Origin of the sequence: Paeniclostridium hominis (genome assembly GCF_014306135.1) — a bacterium.
In the GTDB taxonomy this organism is placed as follows: Bacteria; Bacillota; Clostridia; order Peptostreptococcales; family Peptostreptococcaceae; genus Paraclostridium; species Paraclostridium hominis.
In genome coordinates this window covers 1-19,757 of sequence record NZ_JACRWD010000004.1, presented here as the reverse complement: position 1 = coordinate 19,757, position 19,757 = coordinate 1, and the positions used below count along the sequence as shown (strand labels likewise).

The 19,757-nt window shown below is 27.2% G+C and carries 20 protein-coding genes, 1 rRNA gene and 1 riboswitch; of the genes, 3 read left to right on the top strand and 18 right to left on the bottom strand.

The window, feature by feature from the left end:
- Positions 1 to 2: 2 nt before the first annotated feature.
- The 7 genes from H8891_RS10675 to H8891_RS10645 all read right to left on the bottom strand — a co-directional run bounded on the left by H8891_RS10675 (position 3) and on the right by H8891_RS10645 (position 5,317).
- Positions 3 to 488, bottom strand: a complete 486-nt coding sequence (locus tag H8891_RS10675; protein WP_147546977.1) for a hypothetical protein — start codon at positions 486 to 488, stop codon at positions 3 to 5.
- 27 nt (positions 489 to 515) lie between these two features.
- A complete protein-coding gene (locus H8891_RS10670) occupies positions 516 to 1,076 on the bottom strand; it encodes a 5' nucleotidase, NT5C type (protein WP_147546975.1) in 561 nt (186 codons plus the stop codon).
- Positions 1,077 to 1,241: 165 nt separating this feature from the next.
- On the bottom strand, positions 1,242 to 2,006 hold the full coding sequence (locus H8891_RS10665; protein WP_187006445.1) for a methionine aminopeptidase family protein: 765 nt from the start codon (positions 2,004 to 2,006) through the stop codon (positions 1,242 to 1,244).
- Between the two features lie 73 nt (positions 2,007 to 2,079).
- On the bottom strand, positions 2,080 to 2,772 hold the full coding sequence (locus H8891_RS10660; RefSeq protein ID WP_187006444.1) for a metallophosphoesterase: 693 nt from the start codon (positions 2,770 to 2,772) through the stop codon (positions 2,080 to 2,082).
- 47 nt (positions 2,773 to 2,819) lie between these two features.
- On the bottom strand, positions 2,820 to 3,614 hold the full coding sequence (locus tag H8891_RS10655) for a GTP pyrophosphokinase (RefSeq protein WP_147546969.1): 795 nt from the start codon (positions 3,612 to 3,614) through the stop codon (positions 2,820 to 2,822).
- Positions 3,615 to 3,672: 58 nt separating this feature from the next.
- Positions 3,673 to 4,578 carry an MBL fold metallo-hydrolase gene (locus tag H8891_RS10650; RefSeq protein ID WP_147546967.1) on the bottom strand — a complete coding sequence of 302 codons (906 nt, stop codon included), beginning with the start codon at positions 4,576 to 4,578 and terminating at the stop codon, positions 3,673 to 3,675.
- A gap of 10 nt (positions 4,579 to 4,588) precedes the next feature.
- Positions 4,589 to 5,317 carry a YkgJ family cysteine cluster protein gene (locus H8891_RS10645; RefSeq protein ID WP_147546965.1) on the bottom strand — a complete coding sequence of 243 codons (729 nt, stop codon included), beginning with the start codon at positions 5,315 to 5,317 and terminating at the stop codon, positions 4,589 to 4,591.
- Between the two features lie 85 nt (positions 5,318 to 5,402).
- On the opposite strand from H8891_RS10645, the gene H8891_RS10640 reads away from it, so the two are divergent.
- Both H8891_RS10640 and H8891_RS10635 read left to right on the top strand, forming a co-directional pair.
- The gene (locus tag H8891_RS10640; RefSeq protein WP_187006443.1) at positions 5,403 to 5,651 is read left to right on the top strand and encodes a hypothetical protein; all 249 of its coding nucleotides are present in this window, start codon (positions 5,403 to 5,405) and stop codon (positions 5,649 to 5,651) included.
- 233 nt (positions 5,652 to 5,884) lie between these two features.
- Positions 5,885 to 6,226 carry a hypothetical protein gene (locus H8891_RS10635; protein ID WP_147546961.1) on the top strand — a complete coding sequence of 114 codons (342 nt, stop codon included), beginning with the start codon at positions 5,885 to 5,887 and terminating at the stop codon, positions 6,224 to 6,226.
- Positions 6,227 to 6,358: 132 nt separating this feature from the next.
- Here H8891_RS10635 and adhE read toward each other — a convergent pair whose 3' ends face one another.
- Both adhE and H8891_RS10625 read right to left on the bottom strand, forming a co-directional pair.
- Positions 6,359 to 8,989 carry a bifunctional acetaldehyde-CoA/alcohol dehydrogenase gene (gene adhE / locus H8891_RS10630; RefSeq protein WP_187006442.1) on the bottom strand — a complete coding sequence of 877 codons (2,631 nt, stop codon included), beginning with the start codon at positions 8,987 to 8,989 and terminating at the stop codon, positions 6,359 to 6,361.
- Between the two features lie 242 nt (positions 8,990 to 9,231).
- A complete protein-coding gene (locus H8891_RS10625; protein ID WP_187006441.1) occupies positions 9,232 to 9,831 on the bottom strand; it encodes a DUF4230 domain-containing protein in 600 nt (199 codons plus the stop codon).
- Between the two features lie 110 nt (positions 9,832 to 9,941).
- On the opposite strand from H8891_RS10625, the gene H8891_RS10620 reads away from it, so the two are divergent.
- The gene (locus H8891_RS10620) at positions 9,942 to 10,889 is read left to right on the top strand and encodes a manganese-dependent inorganic pyrophosphatase (protein ID WP_187006440.1); all 948 of its coding nucleotides are present in this window, start codon (positions 9,942 to 9,944) and stop codon (positions 10,887 to 10,889) included.
- A 73-nt stretch (positions 10,890 to 10,962) separates the two neighbouring features.
- On the opposite strand, the gene H8891_RS10615 is transcribed toward H8891_RS10620, so the two are convergent.
- The 9 genes from H8891_RS10615 to rrf all read right to left on the bottom strand — a co-directional run bounded on the left by H8891_RS10615 (position 10,963) and on the right by rrf (position 19,748).
- Entirely contained in the window at positions 10,963 to 11,487 is a 525-nt protein-coding gene (locus H8891_RS10615; RefSeq protein ID WP_187006439.1) for a peptidylprolyl isomerase, read from the bottom strand.
- A 98-nt stretch (positions 11,488 to 11,585) separates the two neighbouring features.
- Positions 11,586 to 12,173 (bottom strand): AAA family ATPase, encoded by a 588-nt coding sequence (locus H8891_RS10610; protein ID WP_187006438.1) that lies wholly within the window; start codon positions 12,171 to 12,173, stop codon positions 11,586 to 11,588.
- A gap of 100 nt (positions 12,174 to 12,273) precedes the next feature.
- Positions 12,274 to 13,023 carry a patatin-like phospholipase family protein gene (locus tag H8891_RS10605; RefSeq protein WP_187006437.1) on the bottom strand — a complete coding sequence of 250 codons (750 nt, stop codon included), beginning with the start codon at positions 13,021 to 13,023 and terminating at the stop codon, positions 12,274 to 12,276.
- 113 nt (positions 13,024 to 13,136) lie between these two features.
- Positions 13,137 to 14,435, bottom strand: coding sequence for a M18 family aminopeptidase (locus tag H8891_RS10600; RefSeq protein ID WP_187006436.1), 1,299 nt, complete (start codon positions 14,433 to 14,435; stop codon positions 13,137 to 13,139).
- A gap of 28 nt (positions 14,436 to 14,463) precedes the next feature.
- On the bottom strand, positions 14,464 to 16,686 hold the full coding sequence (pcrA, locus tag H8891_RS10595; protein ID WP_187006435.1) for a DNA helicase PcrA: 2,223 nt from the start codon (positions 16,684 to 16,686) through the stop codon (positions 14,464 to 14,466).
- A gap of 361 nt (positions 16,687 to 17,047) precedes the next feature.
- A riboswitch (cobalamin riboswitch) is annotated at positions 17,048 to 17,234 on the bottom strand.
- Between the two features lie 303 nt (positions 17,235 to 17,537).
- Positions 17,538 to 18,083 (bottom strand): NADH peroxidase, encoded by a 546-nt coding sequence (locus H8891_RS10590; protein ID WP_147546943.1) that lies wholly within the window; start codon positions 18,081 to 18,083, stop codon positions 17,538 to 17,540.
- Between the two features lie 190 nt (positions 18,084 to 18,273).
- Complete coding sequence (locus H8891_RS10585) at positions 18,274 to 18,819, bottom strand: NADH peroxidase (protein ID WP_187006434.1); 546 nt, start codon at positions 18,817 to 18,819, stop codon at positions 18,274 to 18,276.
- A 223-nt stretch (positions 18,820 to 19,042) separates the two neighbouring features.
- A complete protein-coding gene (locus H8891_RS10580) occupies positions 19,043 to 19,489 on the bottom strand; it encodes a rhodanese-like domain-containing protein (protein WP_207723614.1) in 447 nt (148 codons plus the stop codon).
- Positions 19,490 to 19,631: 142 nt separating this feature from the next.
- A 5S ribosomal RNA gene (rrf, locus tag H8891_RS10575) occupies positions 19,632 to 19,748 on the bottom strand.
- Positions 19,749 to 19,757 lie beyond the last annotated feature (9 nt).

Sequence of the window (19,757 nt, the reverse complement as noted above, 5' to 3'; positions counted from 1 at the left end):
TATTAACTATAAAACTTAGATGCTCCGTTTAACTGTTTTTTACCTAACAAATTAGCTAAACTTGTAAGTGATGCTATACTTATTTTCTTAAAACTTATTACAAATACTAGCTTAAAATCAGTAAATGTCTCATCTATACTATAAACATTAAAAAAACATCTTATATTATCATCTAAGTATCGCTCTCTTAAATCAGATTCAATTTCATCTGTTACATCTTTTACAAAAGCTCTTACATCTTCAAATAAAATTTGAATATCTTCTATATTAGCATCTTCACCCAATTCTTCCAATAATTCATTTATTTCATCTACTGAAAATATAGTGTCATCTAACTGACAGTCAAATGCCATTATACTATCTTCTTTTATATTAGTCGATATATCTTGCACACTAGCAAAGTCTTCACGTTGATTTAGCATTTCTTTTATATCTATACTTTTTATATTTAGGGTTTCTTGATTTTGTTTTAATTTTACTTCTAACAATTATTTACCTCCCCCCAATCTATCTATTTACTTCATATTAAGTATAAAGTCTTTTATATCATTCCAACTACTCACTCTTATTATATTTTCATTATCGATATCTTTATTGTAATTATTATCTATTAATAATACTGTTAATCCCTCTTGAGCTAATTGCATAGCATTACTTGGATTATCTTCTATGAAAATATTACATTCTAATTCTTTAGCTTTATTAACTTTATAATCACTTCCTAATAAATGAACATCTATATAGCCTAAATCATTTTCATTTAGCCATCCTTGTGTTATATCTTTTAACATTTCATCTCTAGCTGTTACAAAATATAAATTATGATTTTCATTTAAATCTTTTATTACTTCTTTTGCACCTTCTACCACATTAGCTTCTTTATATGCGTAAATATAATCTGTATGGAAAGCTTTTAATAAGTCATCTAGTTTAACTTCATATAGTTCTTCTAATTTATGAGTTATACATTCAGCTTCTGTTATTTGTTTATTATACATATCATTTAAATATGGAATAAAATGATATGGATTAGTTATTGTTCCATCTATATCTATACATATGTTTAACTTTCCCATCTCTACCTCCAGTTGATACCTTATTTTTATGGTTAAGACATTATATCACAATACATATTATAAATCAAAACCGTACTATTAGTATATGTATATAAAAGAAAAAACTTGTGTATTCACAAGCTTTTCCAAAAAATGTTTCACGTTCAACATTATTTTTCAATTGTTTTATATTTTTTTAATAGTATCTACAAATCTCTTTATTTCTATATCTGATAGCCTTAAATATTCTTTTATTTCTCCTACATACTTTAAATTTTTACTTTTTAATAAACTTTGAGCTGAATCCATAGCCTTTCCTCTTAAGATATATGCTTTTTGTACATACATCTTTGATTGTGCTAGTTTTTTAGTATCTTTATCATTTGAAAGATTTGGTACTTTCATCTTTTCATATGTTTTAACTACTTCTTCACACATATCTTTAGCATAGGAAACATCTTTTTTTGCATTTTTTATTGTTTCAGAGTTAATTTTTAAATGCTTCATATCCGGCATACATTCTCTCATAGGAACTAAAGCTTTTCTTTCTATAGAATAAATATTTTCTTTGAATTTATTTATAATCTCTTTATCACTTTTTTCTTTTGGTTTGGCATTTTTTGATTTATTATAATCTTTATTTATTTTGTTATCTTCTATATCTTCCTCTAAAATCTCTTTATTAACTTTAGATTTGTTTTCATTTGATTTTTTTGGATTTTTTTTATTTGATACATTTGTATATTTTTCATCTAATGCATATGCTTTATAATCTAACATATCTTCCATTTTATTTAATGTACTTATATATATATTACTAATTACTATAACACTGGCAATAACTATATAGATACTCCCATATATACTAGCTCGTTTAAAATCTCTTCTATTTTTAAATAAAGTCCATAACGGTAATATATATAAGATTAAAATTACTAATGCCCATCTCACATTAACAACTCCTTTACATAAATTTTATGTATTAGGCTAACCATATCTTATAGTATTTACCAGATTATATTAATTAATCCATAATTTTTATTATATTAAAATTTGTATAATCACATGATACCAATTTATATTCAACTTCATTTCGTATTCCTTCTAATCCCATCTTAAAAGATTCTTTACCATGAAGATGTCCATATATAACTTTTTCAACACAATATTCTTCATATATATCTGTAAACAATGATGATTCTAATTTATCATTAGTAGGTGGATAATGAGTTATTACAATTATTTTTTTAAATCCTGCTTTTTTAGCTGCATCTAAAGAAAGCTTTAACCTATGAGCTTCCCTTTTATAAATTTTTTCATCTTCTTGTGTGAACTTAAAGTCATTTGGGCATATCCAACCTCTAGTTCCACAGATAGCATAATCTTTATATGAGTAAAAATTGTTTTGCAAAAAACTCATATTTTCATAAAGCTTATTCAATTTAGTTACAGTAGTCCACCAATAGTCATGATTCCCTTTTACAAATATCTTTTTGCCAGGAAGTTTATGTATTATATCTAAATCTTGCTCCGCTTCATTCATATTTATACCCCAAGATGTATCTCCTACAACTAACACTATATCATCATCTTTAACTTGGCTTTTCCAACTATTAATTATTTTTTCTTCGTGATTATCCCAATTGTCTCCGAATATATTCATAGGTTTATTAACTGCAGTTGAAAAATGTAAATCTCCTATTGCATATAAACTCATATTAATGTCCTTTCTTTATTTTAAAATTAAAAAAAGAAGCGAGATTTCTACCCTCTTCTTTTTTTATTATACCCTTCTAACAAAGTATCTATCTCACTTTTTAGAGCTATTATTTCAGTTATATCTTTCTCACTATCAATTTTATCTAATCTTCTTTGATATATTATAGCTTTTTGAGTTTCTCCTAGATCATATAATTCTTGTATCTTACCTAATACATCTCTTACTGTTATAGATTTTACTTGATACATTACTTGAGCTTTCATTATATGTTCTCTAATTTCACTCATTTCTTGATCTAATAAAAATGCTGCATCAGCTGCTCTTCTTAATCTCATTGCTAAGTCTTCTGGTATGTAATGTTCATATTTATATTTTAATGAATGTTCTATAGTTGCCCAAAAGTTCATAGCTAATGTTCTTATTTGTATTTCACATAAAATTTCCTTATATCCGTGTGCTGTATTTATAGGATATTTTATTATTACATGATAACTTCTATATCCACTATCTTTAAAATTTTCTATATAGTCTTTCTCATAAACTATTTTCATATCATTTCTTGATCTTATAAGTTCAACTATTGTATATATATCTTCAACAAACTGGCACATTATTCTTATACCAGCTATATCTTCCATTTCCTCTATATCTGAAATATCTAATCTTTTTGCTTTAGATATTATTGATGCTATTTTTTTCGTTCTACCTGTTACAAACTCTATAGGAGAATATTCTCCTTTTTTTAAAAGCTCTTTTCTTATATTCTTAAACTTAACTTTAAGTTCTTCAACAGCGTGTTCATAAGGAACAAGTATCTTATCCCACTTTTCGTATTCCATTATTTCTCACCCTTTATTTTCAAATTTACCAACTTCTATATTTTAACATAATTTCTAATCATTTTGTATAATAAAGAACATCTCCATCTCTTAAATCATAATTTAGTTCTCCTAATTTTGTTAAGTAACTTATCATACTTACCAATGTTGACTTAAAAAAATGATATTCTTTATAATTATAACTTAATTTATTATTGTTTAATATAGTTTTTAATATAGATTCTAAATTTTTAGGTTCTTTAGTTAATTCTCTTAATTGATTTAAATATTTCATTACACAAAGTTCATGTTTTTTAGCCAATTCTAAGGCTTCATTTCTACTTAATACTTTTTTTCCATGACCTAATACAACATACTCAAAGTCTATAATTTCTAATATGCTTAATGATTTTAAATAGGCTTCTATATCAAATAAAAATAACAATTCAAATTTACTTAGTAGCTCTTCACTTACTAATGTATCACCTATGAAAAATACTTTATCTTTAGTAAGAACACCTATAGACCCTAGTGTATGTCCTTTTAAATCTATTATATCTATATATTCATTATTTATTATAATTCTACCTGGTTCTATTGTTTTATCTATATTAACTGTTTCCATATTTTTATTTGTTAGTATAGTATTTAAAAACTCATTAGTGTTTCCACCCATTATATATGCTGAAAATAAAATTGGATTATCAATATAAGGTTTACTATCTTTACTAGACATGTTAATCAGATCTTTAAATTTATCTTTGAATTGATAACCTGCACCATAATGATCATTATGTTCATGTGTATTTATTATCCATTTTACTTCTATGCCATCTTTTTCAAGGTCTCTTATTATATTTCTTGGTCTAGCTCCTGGTAATCCTGGGTCTATAATTAGTGCACTTTTGTCTTCAAATATATAAACGCCTGTATTAGTACCACCTTTTATATAAAAAGAGTTTCCCTTTATATTTATTAGCCTCATTAGAATCACCTTACAATACTATTTTTTTTAATCTTCTTAATGCCCTACTCCTAATATTTTCGTCTTTTGATACCTTTATCTTTATATTATACGCCACATCTTCATATAATAAAGACTCTATAAAATATTCAACGATACCTCTATCTTTAAATTCTATATCAATAACTCCACTTGAATATATCTTAGAATCTAAAATCATTAATGAATCAGAAAAATTTAATCTTTCATGCTTTTCTAAGTATCTCTCACTTGGTTTAAAATCTTCACAATAGTTTATTTTATAATTTACAACATCATCATTAATATCAAAACCATATTTAGATTTTATTAAATTTGCATAATCTTTATTTCTCTTATTTATATTGTTTAAATTCAAATTATAATCGCTTTTAATCCAGTGTCCATAAATCCTACAATTTAAAGGTCTAACTTCATATATTAAACATCTGTTGTCTTCATCTTTAAAAGGACACGGACTCTTTTTTATATACTCTAAGAAGTAATAATCTATTACCTTGTCTAAACATCTTTTTCTTAAATCTTTATTGTTTTTTAAGTGGTTATATATATTTATAAACTCTACTAAGTTTATACCTACTGATTCCATACAACAATTTCCACATCCAGTGCAATCTCCACTTGGTACAGTTTCATATACTTTATTTAATTCACTGATTAAACCATTGTTTTTAGCAAACTCTATGCTTTTCTCTATATCAATCTTTTTTAGGCTAGCCATTATTATTACTCCTTGTTATAATTATTAGGTTAATACAAACAATTATTATAACACATTTTTTTGAATTTTATAGGAGGTACTTTATATGAATAGATATACTAAGGTTATAAATATGATGGAAAGTTACTATACAAAAGACTACGAGAAAAAGAAAAAAAATGTAACTAAAATCAGAGAAGTAAGAGAAGAAACAGTTAGAAAATTCTTCTTACAAGGTGACTGTGAAGTTTTAGTTATATTAGAAGACAGTGGAAGAGAAATTTTAATAGATGACTTCTCTCCAGAAGAAGAAATAAGAAAGTATTTAGGTCCTAAATTTGTTAATAAAAGATAGTTTTATATCCCTAACAATTTGTTAGGGATATTTTTATACTTTTTTATTTTTTCTGTATAAAACTATAAATATTGTTAATAATACTAGTATATAAACAATATTTAACTCAATCTCCCCCAATTATGAGCTTTCATTCCCCTATGAAAGCTCTTTTTTTTATTATATATATTGTTATTTTTAATATATAATATATAATAATTTACTAAGTAATTATTAAAAAGGAGCTGTTGTTTATGATAAAAATATATAACTTAAACTTAGATACAGATTTTGATTATAGAATTATAAGAGAAGAGAATGATGATGTTGATTTATTCATTGATGTCAATTATAGAAGTGTAGATATAGATTGCTCTGATAATAGCTTCTTTTCATCTAGAGTTCAATTTCCTTTTGTTAGGTCCATTATACTGAGATTTAATAAATCTAGTAATTCAATGACGGTTCACTTTATGAGAGATATAGATTTATTTTCCGCATTTGCAAATTTTGAAATCAATTGTGCTGATTCTAGTATATGTATTAAAAATAATCATGAAAAAGTAATATTTAGTAAAAAGAAACTATCTTTATAAAAATTTACTATAAAATAATAAGGGGGCCTTAATAGGCCCCTTTTAATTTTATATGTTGTTAATAAAATACAATTCAATAATTTAGATTAATAAATTTATCTTCTCTAAAATTCTAATTTTCTCATATAGCCTTTATTTATTTTCACCTTTTCCAAAAGCAGTTAAGTATATATCTTTTAATTCAGATACTAATGGATATCTTGGATTTGCTGGAGTACATTGATCATCAAATGCATCTAATGCTAATTTATCAACTGATGCCATAAAGTCTTTTTCACTCACTCCACATTCAGCTATAGTTTTAGGTATATTTAATTCAACTAATAATTTGTTTATAGCATCTATTAAATTATTTACACCTTCTTCAGTAGTATTAGCTTTAAGACCTATATACTTAGCTATTTCTGCATATTTTTTATCAGCTACAAATGATTTGTATTTAGGGAATGCAGAGAACTTAGTTGGTTTAGTAGCATTATATCTTATAACATAAGGTAATAAAACTGCATTTGCTCTACCATGTGGTATATGGAATTCTGAACCAAGCTTATGAGCTAATGAATGGTTTATACCTAAGAATGCATTTGCAAATGCCATTCCTGCCATACATGATGCATTATGCATTTTCTCTCTTGCTTCTCTGTCACTTCCATCTTTATATGCTCTTGGAAGATATTCAAATACCATTTCTATTGCTTTTATAGCTAATGCATCTGTGTAATCAGTAGCCATTACAGAAACATAAGCTTCTATAGCGTGAGTTAATACATCTACTCCTGTATCTGCTGTAACAGATTTTGGTACAGTCATTACAAAGTTTGGATCTATTATTGCTATATCTGGAGTTAATTCATAATCTGCTAAAGGATATTTAACATTGTTAACTTTATCTGTAACAACTGCAAAAGATGTAACCTCTGAACCTGTTCCTGATGTAGTTGGTATAGCTACTAATTTAGCTTGTCTTCCTAGTTTAGGGAATTTAAATACTCTTTTTCTTATATCCATAAATCTTAATCTTAAGTCATCAAAGTCAACTTCAGGGTTTTCATAGAATAACCACATACCTTTAGCTGCATCCATTGATGAACCTCCACCTAAAGCTATTATTGTATCTGGTTTAAATTGTCTCATAACATTTGCACCATTTAATACAGTTTCTACTGATGGATCTGGTTCAACATCTGCAAATACTTCTATCATTACTGGATTATTTCTTTTTCTTAAATGGTAAGTTAACTTATCTACATACCCTAACTGAACCATCATTCTATCTGTAACTATCATTACTCTATTAGTATCTGCCATTTTTTCTAAATAGCTTACTGAACCAAATTCATGGTAAACTCTTTCAGGTATTCTAAACCATTGCATATTGTTTCTTCTCATAGTAACTTTTTTAACATTTATTAAGTTTACTGCTGATACATTGTCTGTTGTTGAGTTATTACCCATAGATCCACATCCTAACGTTAATGATGGCATATTTACATTATATATATCCCCTATAGCACCGTGAGTTGATGGTGCATTAACAAGTAATCTACCTGTTCTAACCTTTTCACCAAATTCTAATATTATATCATCGTTGTGTGAGTGAATAACAGCGGAGTGTCCAAGACCTCCAAACTCTGTCATTTCAACACATCTTTGTATTCCTTCTTTATAACCTTTTACTTTATAGCAAGCTAATACTGGACTTAATTTTTCCCTAGATAAAGGATAGTCATGTCCTACCCCTTCTAACTCTGCAACTAATATTTTTGTATCCTTTGGAGCATTTTTTATTCCTGCCATTTCAGCTATTTTATATGCACTTTGACCTACTATATTAGCATTTATTGTACAAGTTTCTTTATTTATAACTAAACCTTCTAGTAATTTCTTTTCTTCTTTATTTACAAAGTAGCAATCATAAGCTTTCATTAAAGCTACTACGTCATCATATATTTCTTCATCTATTATTACGGCTTGTTCTGAAGCACATATCATTCCATTATCAAATGTTTTTGATAATATTAAATCGTTTACTGCTTGTTTAATATCAGCAGTTTTTTCTATGTAACAAGGTACGTTACCTGCTCCAACTCCTAATGCTGGTTTTCCAGAAGAGTATGCAGCTTTTACCATACCAGGTCCCCCTGTTGCTAGTATTAATGATACCCCATCATTTTTCATTAATGCATTTGAAGCTTCTATTGAAGGTTCTTCTATCCATTGGATACAATCTTTTGGGGCTCCAGCAGCTATTGCAGCATCTCTTACTACTTTCGCAGCTTCAGATGAAGACTTTTGAGCTGATGGATGGAAGCTAAATATTATTGGGTTTCTACTTTTCATAGCTATTATAGATTTAAACATTGTTGTTGAAGTTGGGTTAGTAACTGGCGTTACTCCTGCTATAACTCCTATAGGTTCTGCTATTAATTTATAATTTTCTTCTTCATTTTCTTCTATAACTCCAACAGTTTTATTGTACTTTATACTATTGTAAACGTACTCTGTTGCAAATATATTTTTAGTTACTTTATCTTCAAAAACCCCTCTTTGAGTTTCATCTACAGCTAGTTGAGCAAGTTCTATATGTTTATCAAGACCACACTTTGCCATTTCTTTAACAATTTTATCTACAGCTTTTTGGTCTAATTTTAACATCTCTTTTTTAGCCTTGTTAGCTTTTTCGACCAAAACATTTACTCTTTCTTCTGCTGTTAATTCTTTCTTAGTCCCCATATTTACTACTTTTTTAGCTTCTTTACTCATTTTAAAACCCTCCCAAAATGTTGTTTATTTATTTCAATGTTAGTTATTTAACAATATTTATGTTTATATAATATACCTATCAAAAAAGAATGTCAATCATTTTTTGTTAATTTTTTATCCATTATTTAATGTTGTAAAATATATAATAATCTAATTATTTTTGATATTAACTTTAGTATCTTAAAATAAAAAAATCCATCTGATTTATTGAAAATCAGATGGATTTTTTTATATTATATTTATTACTTAAAATTAATTATTACTTCTTCATACCCTAAGTTCTTCAAGCTATTTTCCAAACTCTTTTTTACACTACGACTTATATCATTCATAAAGCCTTCTTTTATAATTTTTTTCTCATATTCTTTTTTACTATTTGCCAATTCATCTATAACTTCATTTGTTTTTACTCTATTAAATAATGCATTTTTTACATCATAAATAAATATATTTTCTTCATCTATGTAGTGATCTATAATACTACACTTTGCTACATTTACAGTTATAGAGTCTTTTTTTACATTATCTATAGTAATATCCTTTGAATTTACACCACCCTTTACTACTCCATTGTACTTTATAATAAATGATTTTTCTGTGAAAGGTATCTTGATATTTTTAAAGCTTCTGTCTTTCTTAATAGTTACTATATTGCTGTAATTATATTTAGATGTTGATAGTTCTAATACTTGTTCTATAGTATTTAATACTTTCGATGTATCTTTTGGAGCTTTTTCGGAAAAGATTAATTTTAAAGATAGTGTTATTCCCAATATGATTCCTATAATTATAAATATTAATAAAACTTTATTGTTATTAATTTTTTTACGTTTTTGTAACAAAATTTCCCCTCCTTTTGATATAATATAAGTTACGATTAAAAAGTTTTAAATTTGTATACTTAAATAAAAATTAATACATAATTTTTTTCAAATATGAAAGGAGACTTAAAATGACTTTATTAGTTTTTGGTCATAAAAATCCTGATACAGATTCAATCTGTTCAGCAATATCTTTAGCATACTTAAAAAATAAATTAGGACAATCAGCTAAGGCTTATGCTTTAGGAGAAGTTAGAAAAGAAGCTCAATTCGTTTTAGACTACTTCAAAGTTGATGCCCCAACTGTATTAACTTCTATATCAAATATATGCATTGATGATGCTAACTTAGTACTAGAAGGTAAACCTCAAGTTATATTAGTTGACCACAATGAGTACGGACAAAGCATAGATGGACTAGAAGATGCTGATTTAGTAGAAGTTGTTGATCATCATAAATTAGGAGGATTAAAAACAGATACTCCTTTATCAATGAGATTAATGCCTGTTGGATGTACTTGTACAATAATAACTCAAATGTTTAAAGAAAATAATGTTGAAATACCTTATGAAATAGCTGGTCTTTTAATGTCTGCTATATTATCAGATACATTATTATTTAAATCTCCAACAACTACAGATATGGATAAAAAAGCTGTTGAAGAATTAAATAAAATAGTTAAAGTAGATGTTGAAAAATACGCTATGGATATGTTTAAAGCTGGTACATCATTAGATGGATTTACTGTTGAAGAAATAGTAAATATGGACTTTAAACCATTTGATATGGAAGGCAAAAAGGTAGGAATAGGACAAGTATTTACTTTAGATATAGATGCAGTTCTTAATAAGCAAGATGAATTTTTAAGTTATATAAATGGAACTGACTTTGATATGTTATTATTAGCAGTAACAGATATAATAAAAGAAGGTTCATATTTAATATACAAAGCTGAAGATAAAATAATATCTGATGCATTTAAAGTAAATGCTTCTCAAGGAGTATTTGTTGAAGGTGCGGTTTCAAGAAAGAAACAATTAGTTCCAAATTTAACAGAAGCAGTTAAGAAAAATATATAATTTTAAAATATAAAAAAAAGAGATTCTTAAACTTAAGAATCTCTTTTTTTTTATAACCATATATAATATACAATTAAATTTTTTCTACGTCAGAATAATCTTTTCCAAATGTTTCAACTGTAACTTTTTTCATTACTTGTGGAGTTTGAGGTTTATCCATTCTATCAGTTTTAACAGAAGCTATTTCATCTACAACATCAAGACCTTCTATTATTCTACCAAATGATGCATATTGTCCATCTAGGTGTGGAGAATTTGCATGCATTAAGAAAAATTGTGAACCAGCAGAATTTGGAGCCATTGTTCTAGCCATTGATATAACTCCTCTTTCATGCTTTAAGTTGTTAGTATGTCCATTTTGAGTAAATTCTCCTTTTATAGAGTATCCAGGTCCACCCATTCCATTTCCATTAGGGCATCCTCCTTGTATCATAAATCCAGGTATAACTCTGTGGAATGTAACTCCATCATAGTATCCTGACTCTACTAAAGATACAAAGTTTTTAACTGTATTTGGAGCTATATGTGGATATAACTCAACTTTTATTTGCTTTCCATTTTCCATTTCTATAGTTACTATAGGATTTTTATTTTCCATTTTATGTACTTCCTTTCTTATGAGTTTTATATTCTCATTTTATATTATATACCAATAACACTAAAAAATCACAAAAATAAGCTACTTATTTTAGTAGCTTATTTTTCATTTAATAATGCAGTTTCTTCATAATTTATATCTAATAAATCTAATATTTGCTTAGCTCTATCTTTCGTAGATCCTGAAACTTCTATATAATTTATATTCTCTGCTTTTAAGAAACTTAATATAGCTTCATCGATTTTAATAGCTATACTTTCATCTTGCCATCTTACTCCATCTTTAACATATCCAAATTCTCTAGGAACGTATATTATCATATCATAGTTTTGTATATCTTCTAATGCTAAACAATATAAATCCTTTAAAATTTGAATCTCTTTTTGAGTTCTTTTTCTATCTCCTAGCATAAATCTACCGTATATGTAAGGTACAAATGTAGCATAATCTGTAAGTGCATAATCAAATGCTGATAAATCGTCTTCTATTTTCTTTTGCCCTAAATATATACCATACTGCTCAGATATAGTTTCTATCATACCCTTATCTCTTAAATATTCAGTAGAGTATTCTAAAGCATATCCTACATCTAATCCAGATATCTTCATTTCTACATATAAGTGTTGTATTAATGTTGTCTTTCCGCATCTAGGTCCACCTAGTACAGCAATTCTTTTAGTTGCCATAATTTATATCAACTCCATATTTTATATTTCAAAATTAGAACTTTTTTATTATACTAATATACGACAATTTATTCAATGTTTTTAATATAATTGTAGTTATTTACAAATTAATATCCATATTTTTTACAATTTCATAACCTTCATTAAATATCTTCTTACAAAACTCACCTTCAAATCTTAGAGTAGCATTTTTTTCAAATATAGTATTTGGTCTTATAATAATTATATCTTCCTCTTTATATATGTTCTTTATATCTTCTGGTAATTCATAATCATGTTTCATAGTTATAACTATTATTTTATCCATTTTAGCTTCTATTAAGGGCTTTATTAAAACATTATTTAATATACCCCCATCTAATTTATATCCATCATATAACCCCTCTATTAAATCTTTGCCAAATTGTTCAAAAGGCTTTAACTCTTTTGACGGTCTAAACGGAAGTAATGAACTATATTTTATACTTAATAATGCATCTTCATAACTTAGTTCAGATATATCTACTATTTTTTCTTCTAATTTTGAATTTTCAACTTCCACATAATTGATATAGCAAGGTTTTGAATAACTTGAGTTGTTGATTAATCCTCTTAATTCATCAATTGCTAAAGAATTATCCACAGTATTATCAACTATTTTGATACCGTTTTCACCAATTTTCTGAATGTTTATCCACATTTCTTTCAACTTGTTAACATTTTCTGTGTATATATAATATCCATTTATAGCCCCTATAGATGTTCCAGCTATAGCATCAAATTTTATTCCTTTTTCATATAATCCATATATAACTCCAGCTTGAAATGCTCCTTTAGCCCCTCCGCCTGCTAGGCATAAACCTGTCTTCATCTAAAATCACTCCTATTCTTTTTCCTATATTTATTTTCATTAATGATTATAGGGGATGTCTAAAAGTAAAATACTTTTTATACATCCCCTAACTTTAACTTTTTTTATTAATTTTATAATTCATAAAATGTTTTAAAAGTTTTATATATATCCATATGATCTTCTACACATCCTAATTCTCTTATAGAATGCATAGCAAGTATCGGACTTCCTACATCTACTGATGGTATATCTATATGTGTAGATGATATAGGTCCTATTGTACTTCCACCTCTTACATCAGATCTATTAACAAATTCTTGGCAATTAACTCCAGCTTCTTTACATATAGATTTATAAACAGCTGTAGATTGACTATCACTTGTATATGCTTGATTTGCATTTATTTTTATAACTGGTCCTTTACCCATAACTGCTCTATTCGTTGGATCATGTTTTTCTGAAACATTAGGATGAACAGCATGTGCAAGATCAGCAGATATTATAAATGAGGAATATAAGCTTCTAAAGAATTCTTCTCTACTTTGACCTAAACATAAAGATATTCTTTCTAATACATTTATTAGCATATTAGAATCTGCTCCTTGCTTAGTTGAACTTCCTACTTCTTCATTGTCAAATACCGATACTACATTAACGCCTCTTGAAGGTTTAGAATCTATTAATGCATGTAAACTAGCATGTGCCATAGATAAATTATCTAGTCTTCCACAAGATATCATTTCTTCATTTGGTCCTATTAGCATACCTTTTTCATATTCATATAAAAATAAATCAAAATCAAGTATTTCTTCTACTTTTCTTCCTAACTCATTAGCTATAGTTTTTATTAAGAAATTATCTTTTTCTAATGTATCATTTAATAATCCTACTAATGGCAACATATCCTTTTGCTTATTTAAAGCTACGCCTTCATTTACTTGTCTATTCATGTGTATAGCTAAATTAGGTATTATACATATAGGTCTATTTATATTTATTAAAGTTTCAACAGGTCTTAGTATATCTTCTCCTTTTAATATAACTCTACCTGCTATAGCTAGTGGTCTATCTAACCAAGTGTTTAATATAGGTCCTCCATAGCATTCTGTATTTAGTTTTAAATAAGTTTTTTCAACTTCCATCTCTGGATTTGGTTTAATTCTAAATGAAGGTGAATCTGAATGAGAACCTATTATTCTAAATCCATCCTCTTTTAAATTATCAGTATCAACAGTAAAAGCTATTATAGCTGATGAATTTTTAGTTGTGTAATACTTTCCGCCTTTTTCTATAGTCCACTTGTCTCTAGCATCAAGTTTTTTAAATCCATTCAATTTTAATAATTCTTCTGATGTTTCTACTGAATGAAAAGCTGTTGGACTTTTCTCTATAAACCCGATTAAATTTCTAGCAAATTCTTTTGAATTCATATTAAATCCCCCTTAATTATATTAAATTTTATAGTAAATCTAATGTAGTGTATTCTTTATTTATTTTCTTTATACCTTGATTATTAAAAGCTATTGTTAAATCAGAGCCAGAAGCTGCTACTACAGTTCCTACCCCAAACTTAGGATGATGAACCTTAGAACCTAATTTTATATCATCAACATTAGATTCAGTTTTACTTTCTTTTATAGTAGCATTAACCTTACTTGCAACATTTGCCTTATTCATAGACTTCATATATTTTTGCTTATACTTATCTAATATATTGTAATTTGCTTTAGAATAACTTAGCTCATGCTCCTCTTTATTTAATTTTTCTATGCACTCTTCTGGTAATTCCTCCATAAATCTTGATTGTATAGATGGATTAGTTTTTCCATAAAGAGTTCTTTTCTTTGTAAGTGTCATATATAACTCTTTTTTAGCTCTTGTTATCCCAACATAGCAAAGTCTTCTCTCCTCTTCTATATCTGACTCACTCATAGATCTTACGGCCCTTGATATTGGGAATAATCCTTCTTCCATACCAACTAAATAAACTACAGGAAACTCTAGTCCTTTAGATGTATGTATAGTCATAAGAGATACTCTATCGTCTTCTTCATCATCACTTTCTGAAGAAGTAAGAGCAACATTAGTTAAGAAAGTTTCTAAATCTTTTTCTTCACTAGTATTTTCAAATTCTATAGCTATAGATATAAACTCTTTTAAGTTATCTATTCTATCTTGAGATTCTTCACTTTTATCTTTTTCAAGTTCATCTAAATACCCTGTAACATCAAGTACCTTTTCTATAAGCTTACTTACGGAATAAGCATCTTTTATTACTCTAAGTGTTCCTATTAAATCTACAAATCCATTTATATTTGCTCTAGCTTTTGTAGATATATCTGAATTAGTATCTACATCTAAAAGCACAGAAAATATACTTTCTTGTCTTAAACTTGCTCTATCTTCTATTTTTTCTATAGTTCTAAGTCCAATTCCTCTTTTAGGTACATTTATTATTCTTTTTAAAGATATATCATCTTGTACATTTTGAAGAACTCTTAAATAAGCAACTAAATCCTTTATCTCTTTTCTTTCATAGAATTTAGTACCACCATATATATTATAAGGTATTTGACTTCTATTTAAAGCATCTTCTATAGCACGTGCCTGTGCATTTGCTCTGTATAGTACTGCAAAATCTTTGAAAGGTTTATTTTCTTTTCTATGGATTCTCCATATATTATCAGCTACAAAATCAGCTTCTTCCATTTCATCATTTGCAACTTGTATCTTTATTTTTTCCCCTTCTTTTTGCTCACTCCACAGTTTTTTTCTTTTTCTTTCTATATTGTTAGATATAACTGTATTTGCAGCATCCAATATGACTTGAGTTGATCTATAATTTTGTTCTAATTTTACAACATGAACATCTTCATAATCTCTTTCAAATTCAAGTATATTTCTTATATCTGCACCTCTCCAACCATATATACTTTGGTCATCGTCTCCAACAACACATATATTTTGATGCTCTTTAGCTAATAATTTTATAAATTCATATTGAGCTTTGCTTGTATCTTGATACTCATCAACCATTATATATTTAAATTTATTTCTATAATAAGCTAGTACACTTTCTTCAGTCTTTAACAATTCTACTGTCTTTATTATTAAGTCATCAAAGTCAAGTGCACTATTTCTTTTTAATCTATCTTGATAAAGTGTATATACATCAGCAATTTTACTCATTCTAGCATCATTTCTATGCATATCCTTATATTCTTTAGGAGTTAGTAATTTATCTTTTGCTCCAGATATATAACTTATAACAACTTTAGGCTCAAATGCTTTGTCACTTAAATTAAGTTCTTTTAAACAATCTTTAACTAAAGTTACTTGGTCTGAACTATCATATATAACAAAAGATCTATTATAGCCTATTCTATTTATATCTTTTCTAAGCATTCTAACACAGCATGAGTGGAAAGTTGTTATCCACATATCTTTTACATCTGAATCTATGGTTTCTTCAACTCTTTCCTTCATTTCATTTGCCGCTTTATTTGTGAATGTTATTGCTAATATATTACTAGGATGTACTCCTTTATTTTTCATAAGATGAGCTATTCTAGTTGTTAAAACTCTCGTTTTTCCAGATCCAGCTCCTGCTAATATAAGTACTGGTCCTTCTGTTTTAAGTACCGCTTCTTTTTGGGCGGGGTTTAGCGAATCTATATCCATTAATTACCTCCTACAGTCAATGTTATATGTATATTTTAATCTATTATCTATATTAATTCAAATTTATTAATTCTACATATTAATGATATCCATAATTTACAATCTTTAAAATCATATCGTCTTTATAATTAAATAAAAACTCCTTAGATAAAATCTAAGGAGCTAAAGTTAGGCTAAAATATAATTTCTTTATTTATATTAATCTAATAAGATTAGGGGCTTAATTATATATTAGGATTTAAAATAAAAAAATCCCAATACCGGGATTAGGATTAATATAACTTAATAGTTTGTATACAAAATAATCATCATCAACTTATTATATACAAATTTTAAACTATTTTCCTTCACCCCGAAGAAATTAATTTATATATTATAGGCAGGTCTCCTGGCTTAGCTTCATCTTACTACTTTTCCTTCCCATAACTTATATTAAGTCACAGTGGTATAAAAAGTTTCATCAGCATAACAGTAGCGGGGGCTGCAGAGGATTTTAACCTCTTTCCCTATTAATTTTATAAATAAAAACCTATAATATAGTATATTAAATTTTCATCATATGTAATAGTATTCTATAAAAATATTATTACTCCTTTATTTATATTTAGATATCTTTATATTTTAATCATATTATATTTAAACTAGTATTATTACAGTATAAAGATATTTATCTAAAAATTTAGTTTGATAAAATCCTTTAACCATATTTACTAATTTAATTTCTTATACATCATCCAACGACTAAAATTGCCTATTTAGTATTTTGTCTAATGCAATTTATACTTTCTATTTACTTAAATATATTGAAAATAAATAAGGAAGAAATCTATTTAGATTTCCTCCTTTATATATTATTTCCCAAAATGTCTATTTAATAATCCTAAGAATGCTTTACCATGTCTAGCTTCATCTTTACACATTTCATGAACTGTATCATGTATAGCATCTAATCCTAATTCTTTAGCTTTCTTAGCTAATTTTAATTTTCCGTCAGTTGCTCCGTATTCTGCTTCTACTCTTGCTTTTAAGTTAGCTTGAGTATCTGCTACTACTACTTCGCCTAATAATTCAGCAAATTTAGCTGCATGTTCTGCTTCTTCAAATGCTATTCTCTTATAAGCTTCTGCTACTTCTGGATATCCTTCTCTATCTGCTTGACGACTCATTGCTAAGTACATTCCTACTTCTGTACATTCTCCTACAAAGTTAGCTCTTAATCCTTCTACTACTTCTGGATCTACGCCTTGTGCTACACCTATTCTATGTTCATCAGCCCAAGTCATTTCACCTTTCATTTCTTCAAACTTACTAGCTGGTGCTTTACATATAGGGCACACTTCTGGTGGCATTTCTCCTTCATGTATATATCCACATATTGTACAAACAAATTTTTTCATATTTATAATCCTCCTAAATTTATATAAACTTTTTATTAATTTCCCTATCAATTCAACCTTTAATTTTGTTAACTTTTGACTTTACTCATATATATACTACCCTATATTACTATATTAAATCATAAATTTCAAAATTTTTCTGATTTTTAGTTAATATAATAAGAGGAATTATATAATTCCTCTTATTATATTATTTCCCAAAATGTCTGTTTAATAAACCTAAGAATGCTTTACCATGTCTAGCTTCATCTTTACACATTTCATGAACTGTATCATGTATAGCATCTAATCCTAATTCTTTAGCTTTCTTAGCTAATTTTAATTTTCCATCAGTTGCTCCGTATTCTGCTTCTACTCTTGCTTTTAAGTTAGCTTGAGTATCTGCTACTACTACTTCGCCTAATAATTCAGCAAATTTAGCTGCATGTTCTGCTTCTTCAAATGCTATTCTCTTATAAGCTTCTGCTACTTCTGGATATCCTTCTCTATCTGCTTGACGACTCATTGCTAAGTACATTCCTACTTCTGTACATTCTCCTGTAAAATTAGCTCTTAATCCTTCAACTATTTCTTCATCAACACCTTGGGCTACACCTATTCTATGTTCATCAGCCCAAACCATTTCACCTTTCATTTCCTCAAACTTACTAGCTGGCGCTTTACATATAGGACACACTTCTGGTGGCATTTCTCCTTCATGTATATATCCACATATTGTACAAACAAACTTTTTCATATTAAAATCCTCCCTTTAACCTTATCTATATTAATAAATTAAAATTAATTCATATTAATTTCTTATTAACTTGTTATAATACATATATACCCGTCAACATTTGCTTTAAACAAAAATTGAAAATAAATTTAATATTTTTTAAATTTATAAGAATAATTATATTCCTATAAATTAACCTAGCATATAAAAAAGAGCTATCTTTTATTAAAATAGCTCTTAAAATTTATTTTTCTAGTAATTCATCATGAGGCCAACCTTTTTGACCATTTTCTAGTATAAACAATCTATCTGCTTTTATACCTTTAGACTCTAAATGATCTATAGTTTTTTTAGCTCCACCGCCACCACCTGGGCACACTACTATTATTGGATTTTCATTTTCTTCTAATTGAGGTAATATTTTATCTAACTTAGCTTTTTCTTCTTCAGTTTTTACCGGATATGCATATGTAGGAATTACACCTTTTATATGATGCTTCTTATAATCTTTTTCAACTTGTATATCTAACAATGTAATGTCTTCTTTTTTCTCAATTGCTTCTTTAAGTTGATCTGCAGTATAATAATTATACTTTTTTTCATTACTAGTTTCTTCTCCTTTGCTACACCCTACTAAAACTAATGATGTCATTAAAAACACCATACTACATAATAGTAAAACCTTCTTCATAATAATCCTCCCTAATATACGATTTCAATTAAAATTTTACATTAATATTCAAAATATTACAAATAGATTTTTTATATAGCAATAGTTTTAGATATCGATTTCCTCTATATTAAATTTAAATTTTTTCAAATAAAAAAAGATTACGTGGCTACGTCCTACTCTCCCAGGCAGCTTCCCACCAAGTACCATCGGCGCTAAAGAGCTTAACTTCTGTGTTCGGAATGGGAACAGGTGTATCCTCTTTGCTATAATAACCACATAATCTTTA

Excerpts from the sequence above, each read along its gene's own strand:
- H8891_RS10670 (WP_147546975.1), bottom strand. The coding sequence starts at position 1,076 with ATGGGAAAGTTAAACATATGTATAGATATAGATGGAACAATAACTAAT.
- H8891_RS10660 (WP_187006444.1), bottom strand. The coding sequence starts at position 2,772 with ATGAGTTTATATGCAATAGGAGATTTACATTTTTCAACTGCAGTTAAT.
- H8891_RS10655 (WP_147546969.1), bottom strand. The coding sequence starts at position 3,614 with ATGGAATACGAAAAGTGGGATAAGATACTTGTTCCTTATGAACACGCT.
- H8891_RS10650 (WP_147546967.1), bottom strand. The coding sequence starts at position 4,578 with ATGAGGCTAATAAATATAAAGGGAAACTCTTTTTATATAAAAGGTGGT.
- H8891_RS10645 (WP_147546965.1), bottom strand. The coding sequence starts at position 5,317 with ATGGCTAGCCTAAAAAAGATTGATATAGAGAAAAGCATAGAGTTTGCT.
- H8891_RS10640 (WP_187006443.1), top strand. The coding sequence starts at position 5,403 with ATGAATAGATATACTAAGGTTATAAATATGATGGAAAGTTACTATACA.
- H8891_RS10635 (WP_147546961.1), top strand. The coding sequence starts at position 5,885 with ATGATAAAAATATATAACTTAAACTTAGATACAGATTTTGATTATAGA.
- adhE (WP_187006442.1), bottom strand. The coding sequence starts at position 8,989 with ATGAGTAAAGAAGCTAAAAAAGTAGTAAATATGGGGACTAAGAAAGAA.
- H8891_RS10620 (WP_187006440.1), top strand. The coding sequence starts at position 9,942 with ATGACTTTATTAGTTTTTGGTCATAAAAATCCTGATACAGATTCAATC.
- H8891_RS10615 (WP_187006439.1), bottom strand. The coding sequence starts at position 11,487 with ATGGAAAATAAAAATCCTATAGTAACTATAGAAATGGAAAATGGAAAG.
- H8891_RS10610 (WP_187006438.1), bottom strand. The coding sequence starts at position 12,173 with ATGGCAACTAAAAGAATTGCTGTACTAGGTGGACCTAGATGCGGAAAG.
- H8891_RS10605 (WP_187006437.1), bottom strand. The coding sequence starts at position 13,023 with ATGAAGACAGGTTTATGCCTAGCAGGCGGAGGGGCTAAAGGAGCATTT.
- H8891_RS10600 (WP_187006436.1), bottom strand. The coding sequence starts at position 14,435 with ATGAATTCAAAAGAATTTGCTAGAAATTTAATCGGGTTTATAGAGAAA.
- pcrA (WP_187006435.1), bottom strand. The coding sequence starts at position 16,686 with ATGGATATAGATTCGCTAAACCCCGCCCAAAAAGAAGCGGTACTTAAA.
- H8891_RS10590 (WP_147546943.1), bottom strand. The coding sequence starts at position 18,083 with ATGAAAAAATTTGTTTGTACAATATGTGGATATATACATGAAGGAGAA.
- H8891_RS10585 (WP_187006434.1), bottom strand. The coding sequence starts at position 18,819 with ATGAAAAAGTTTGTTTGTACAATATGTGGATATATACATGAAGGAGAA.
- H8891_RS10580 (WP_207723614.1), bottom strand. The coding sequence starts at position 19,489 with ATGAAGAAGGTTTTACTATTATGTAGTATGGTGTTTTTAATGACATCA.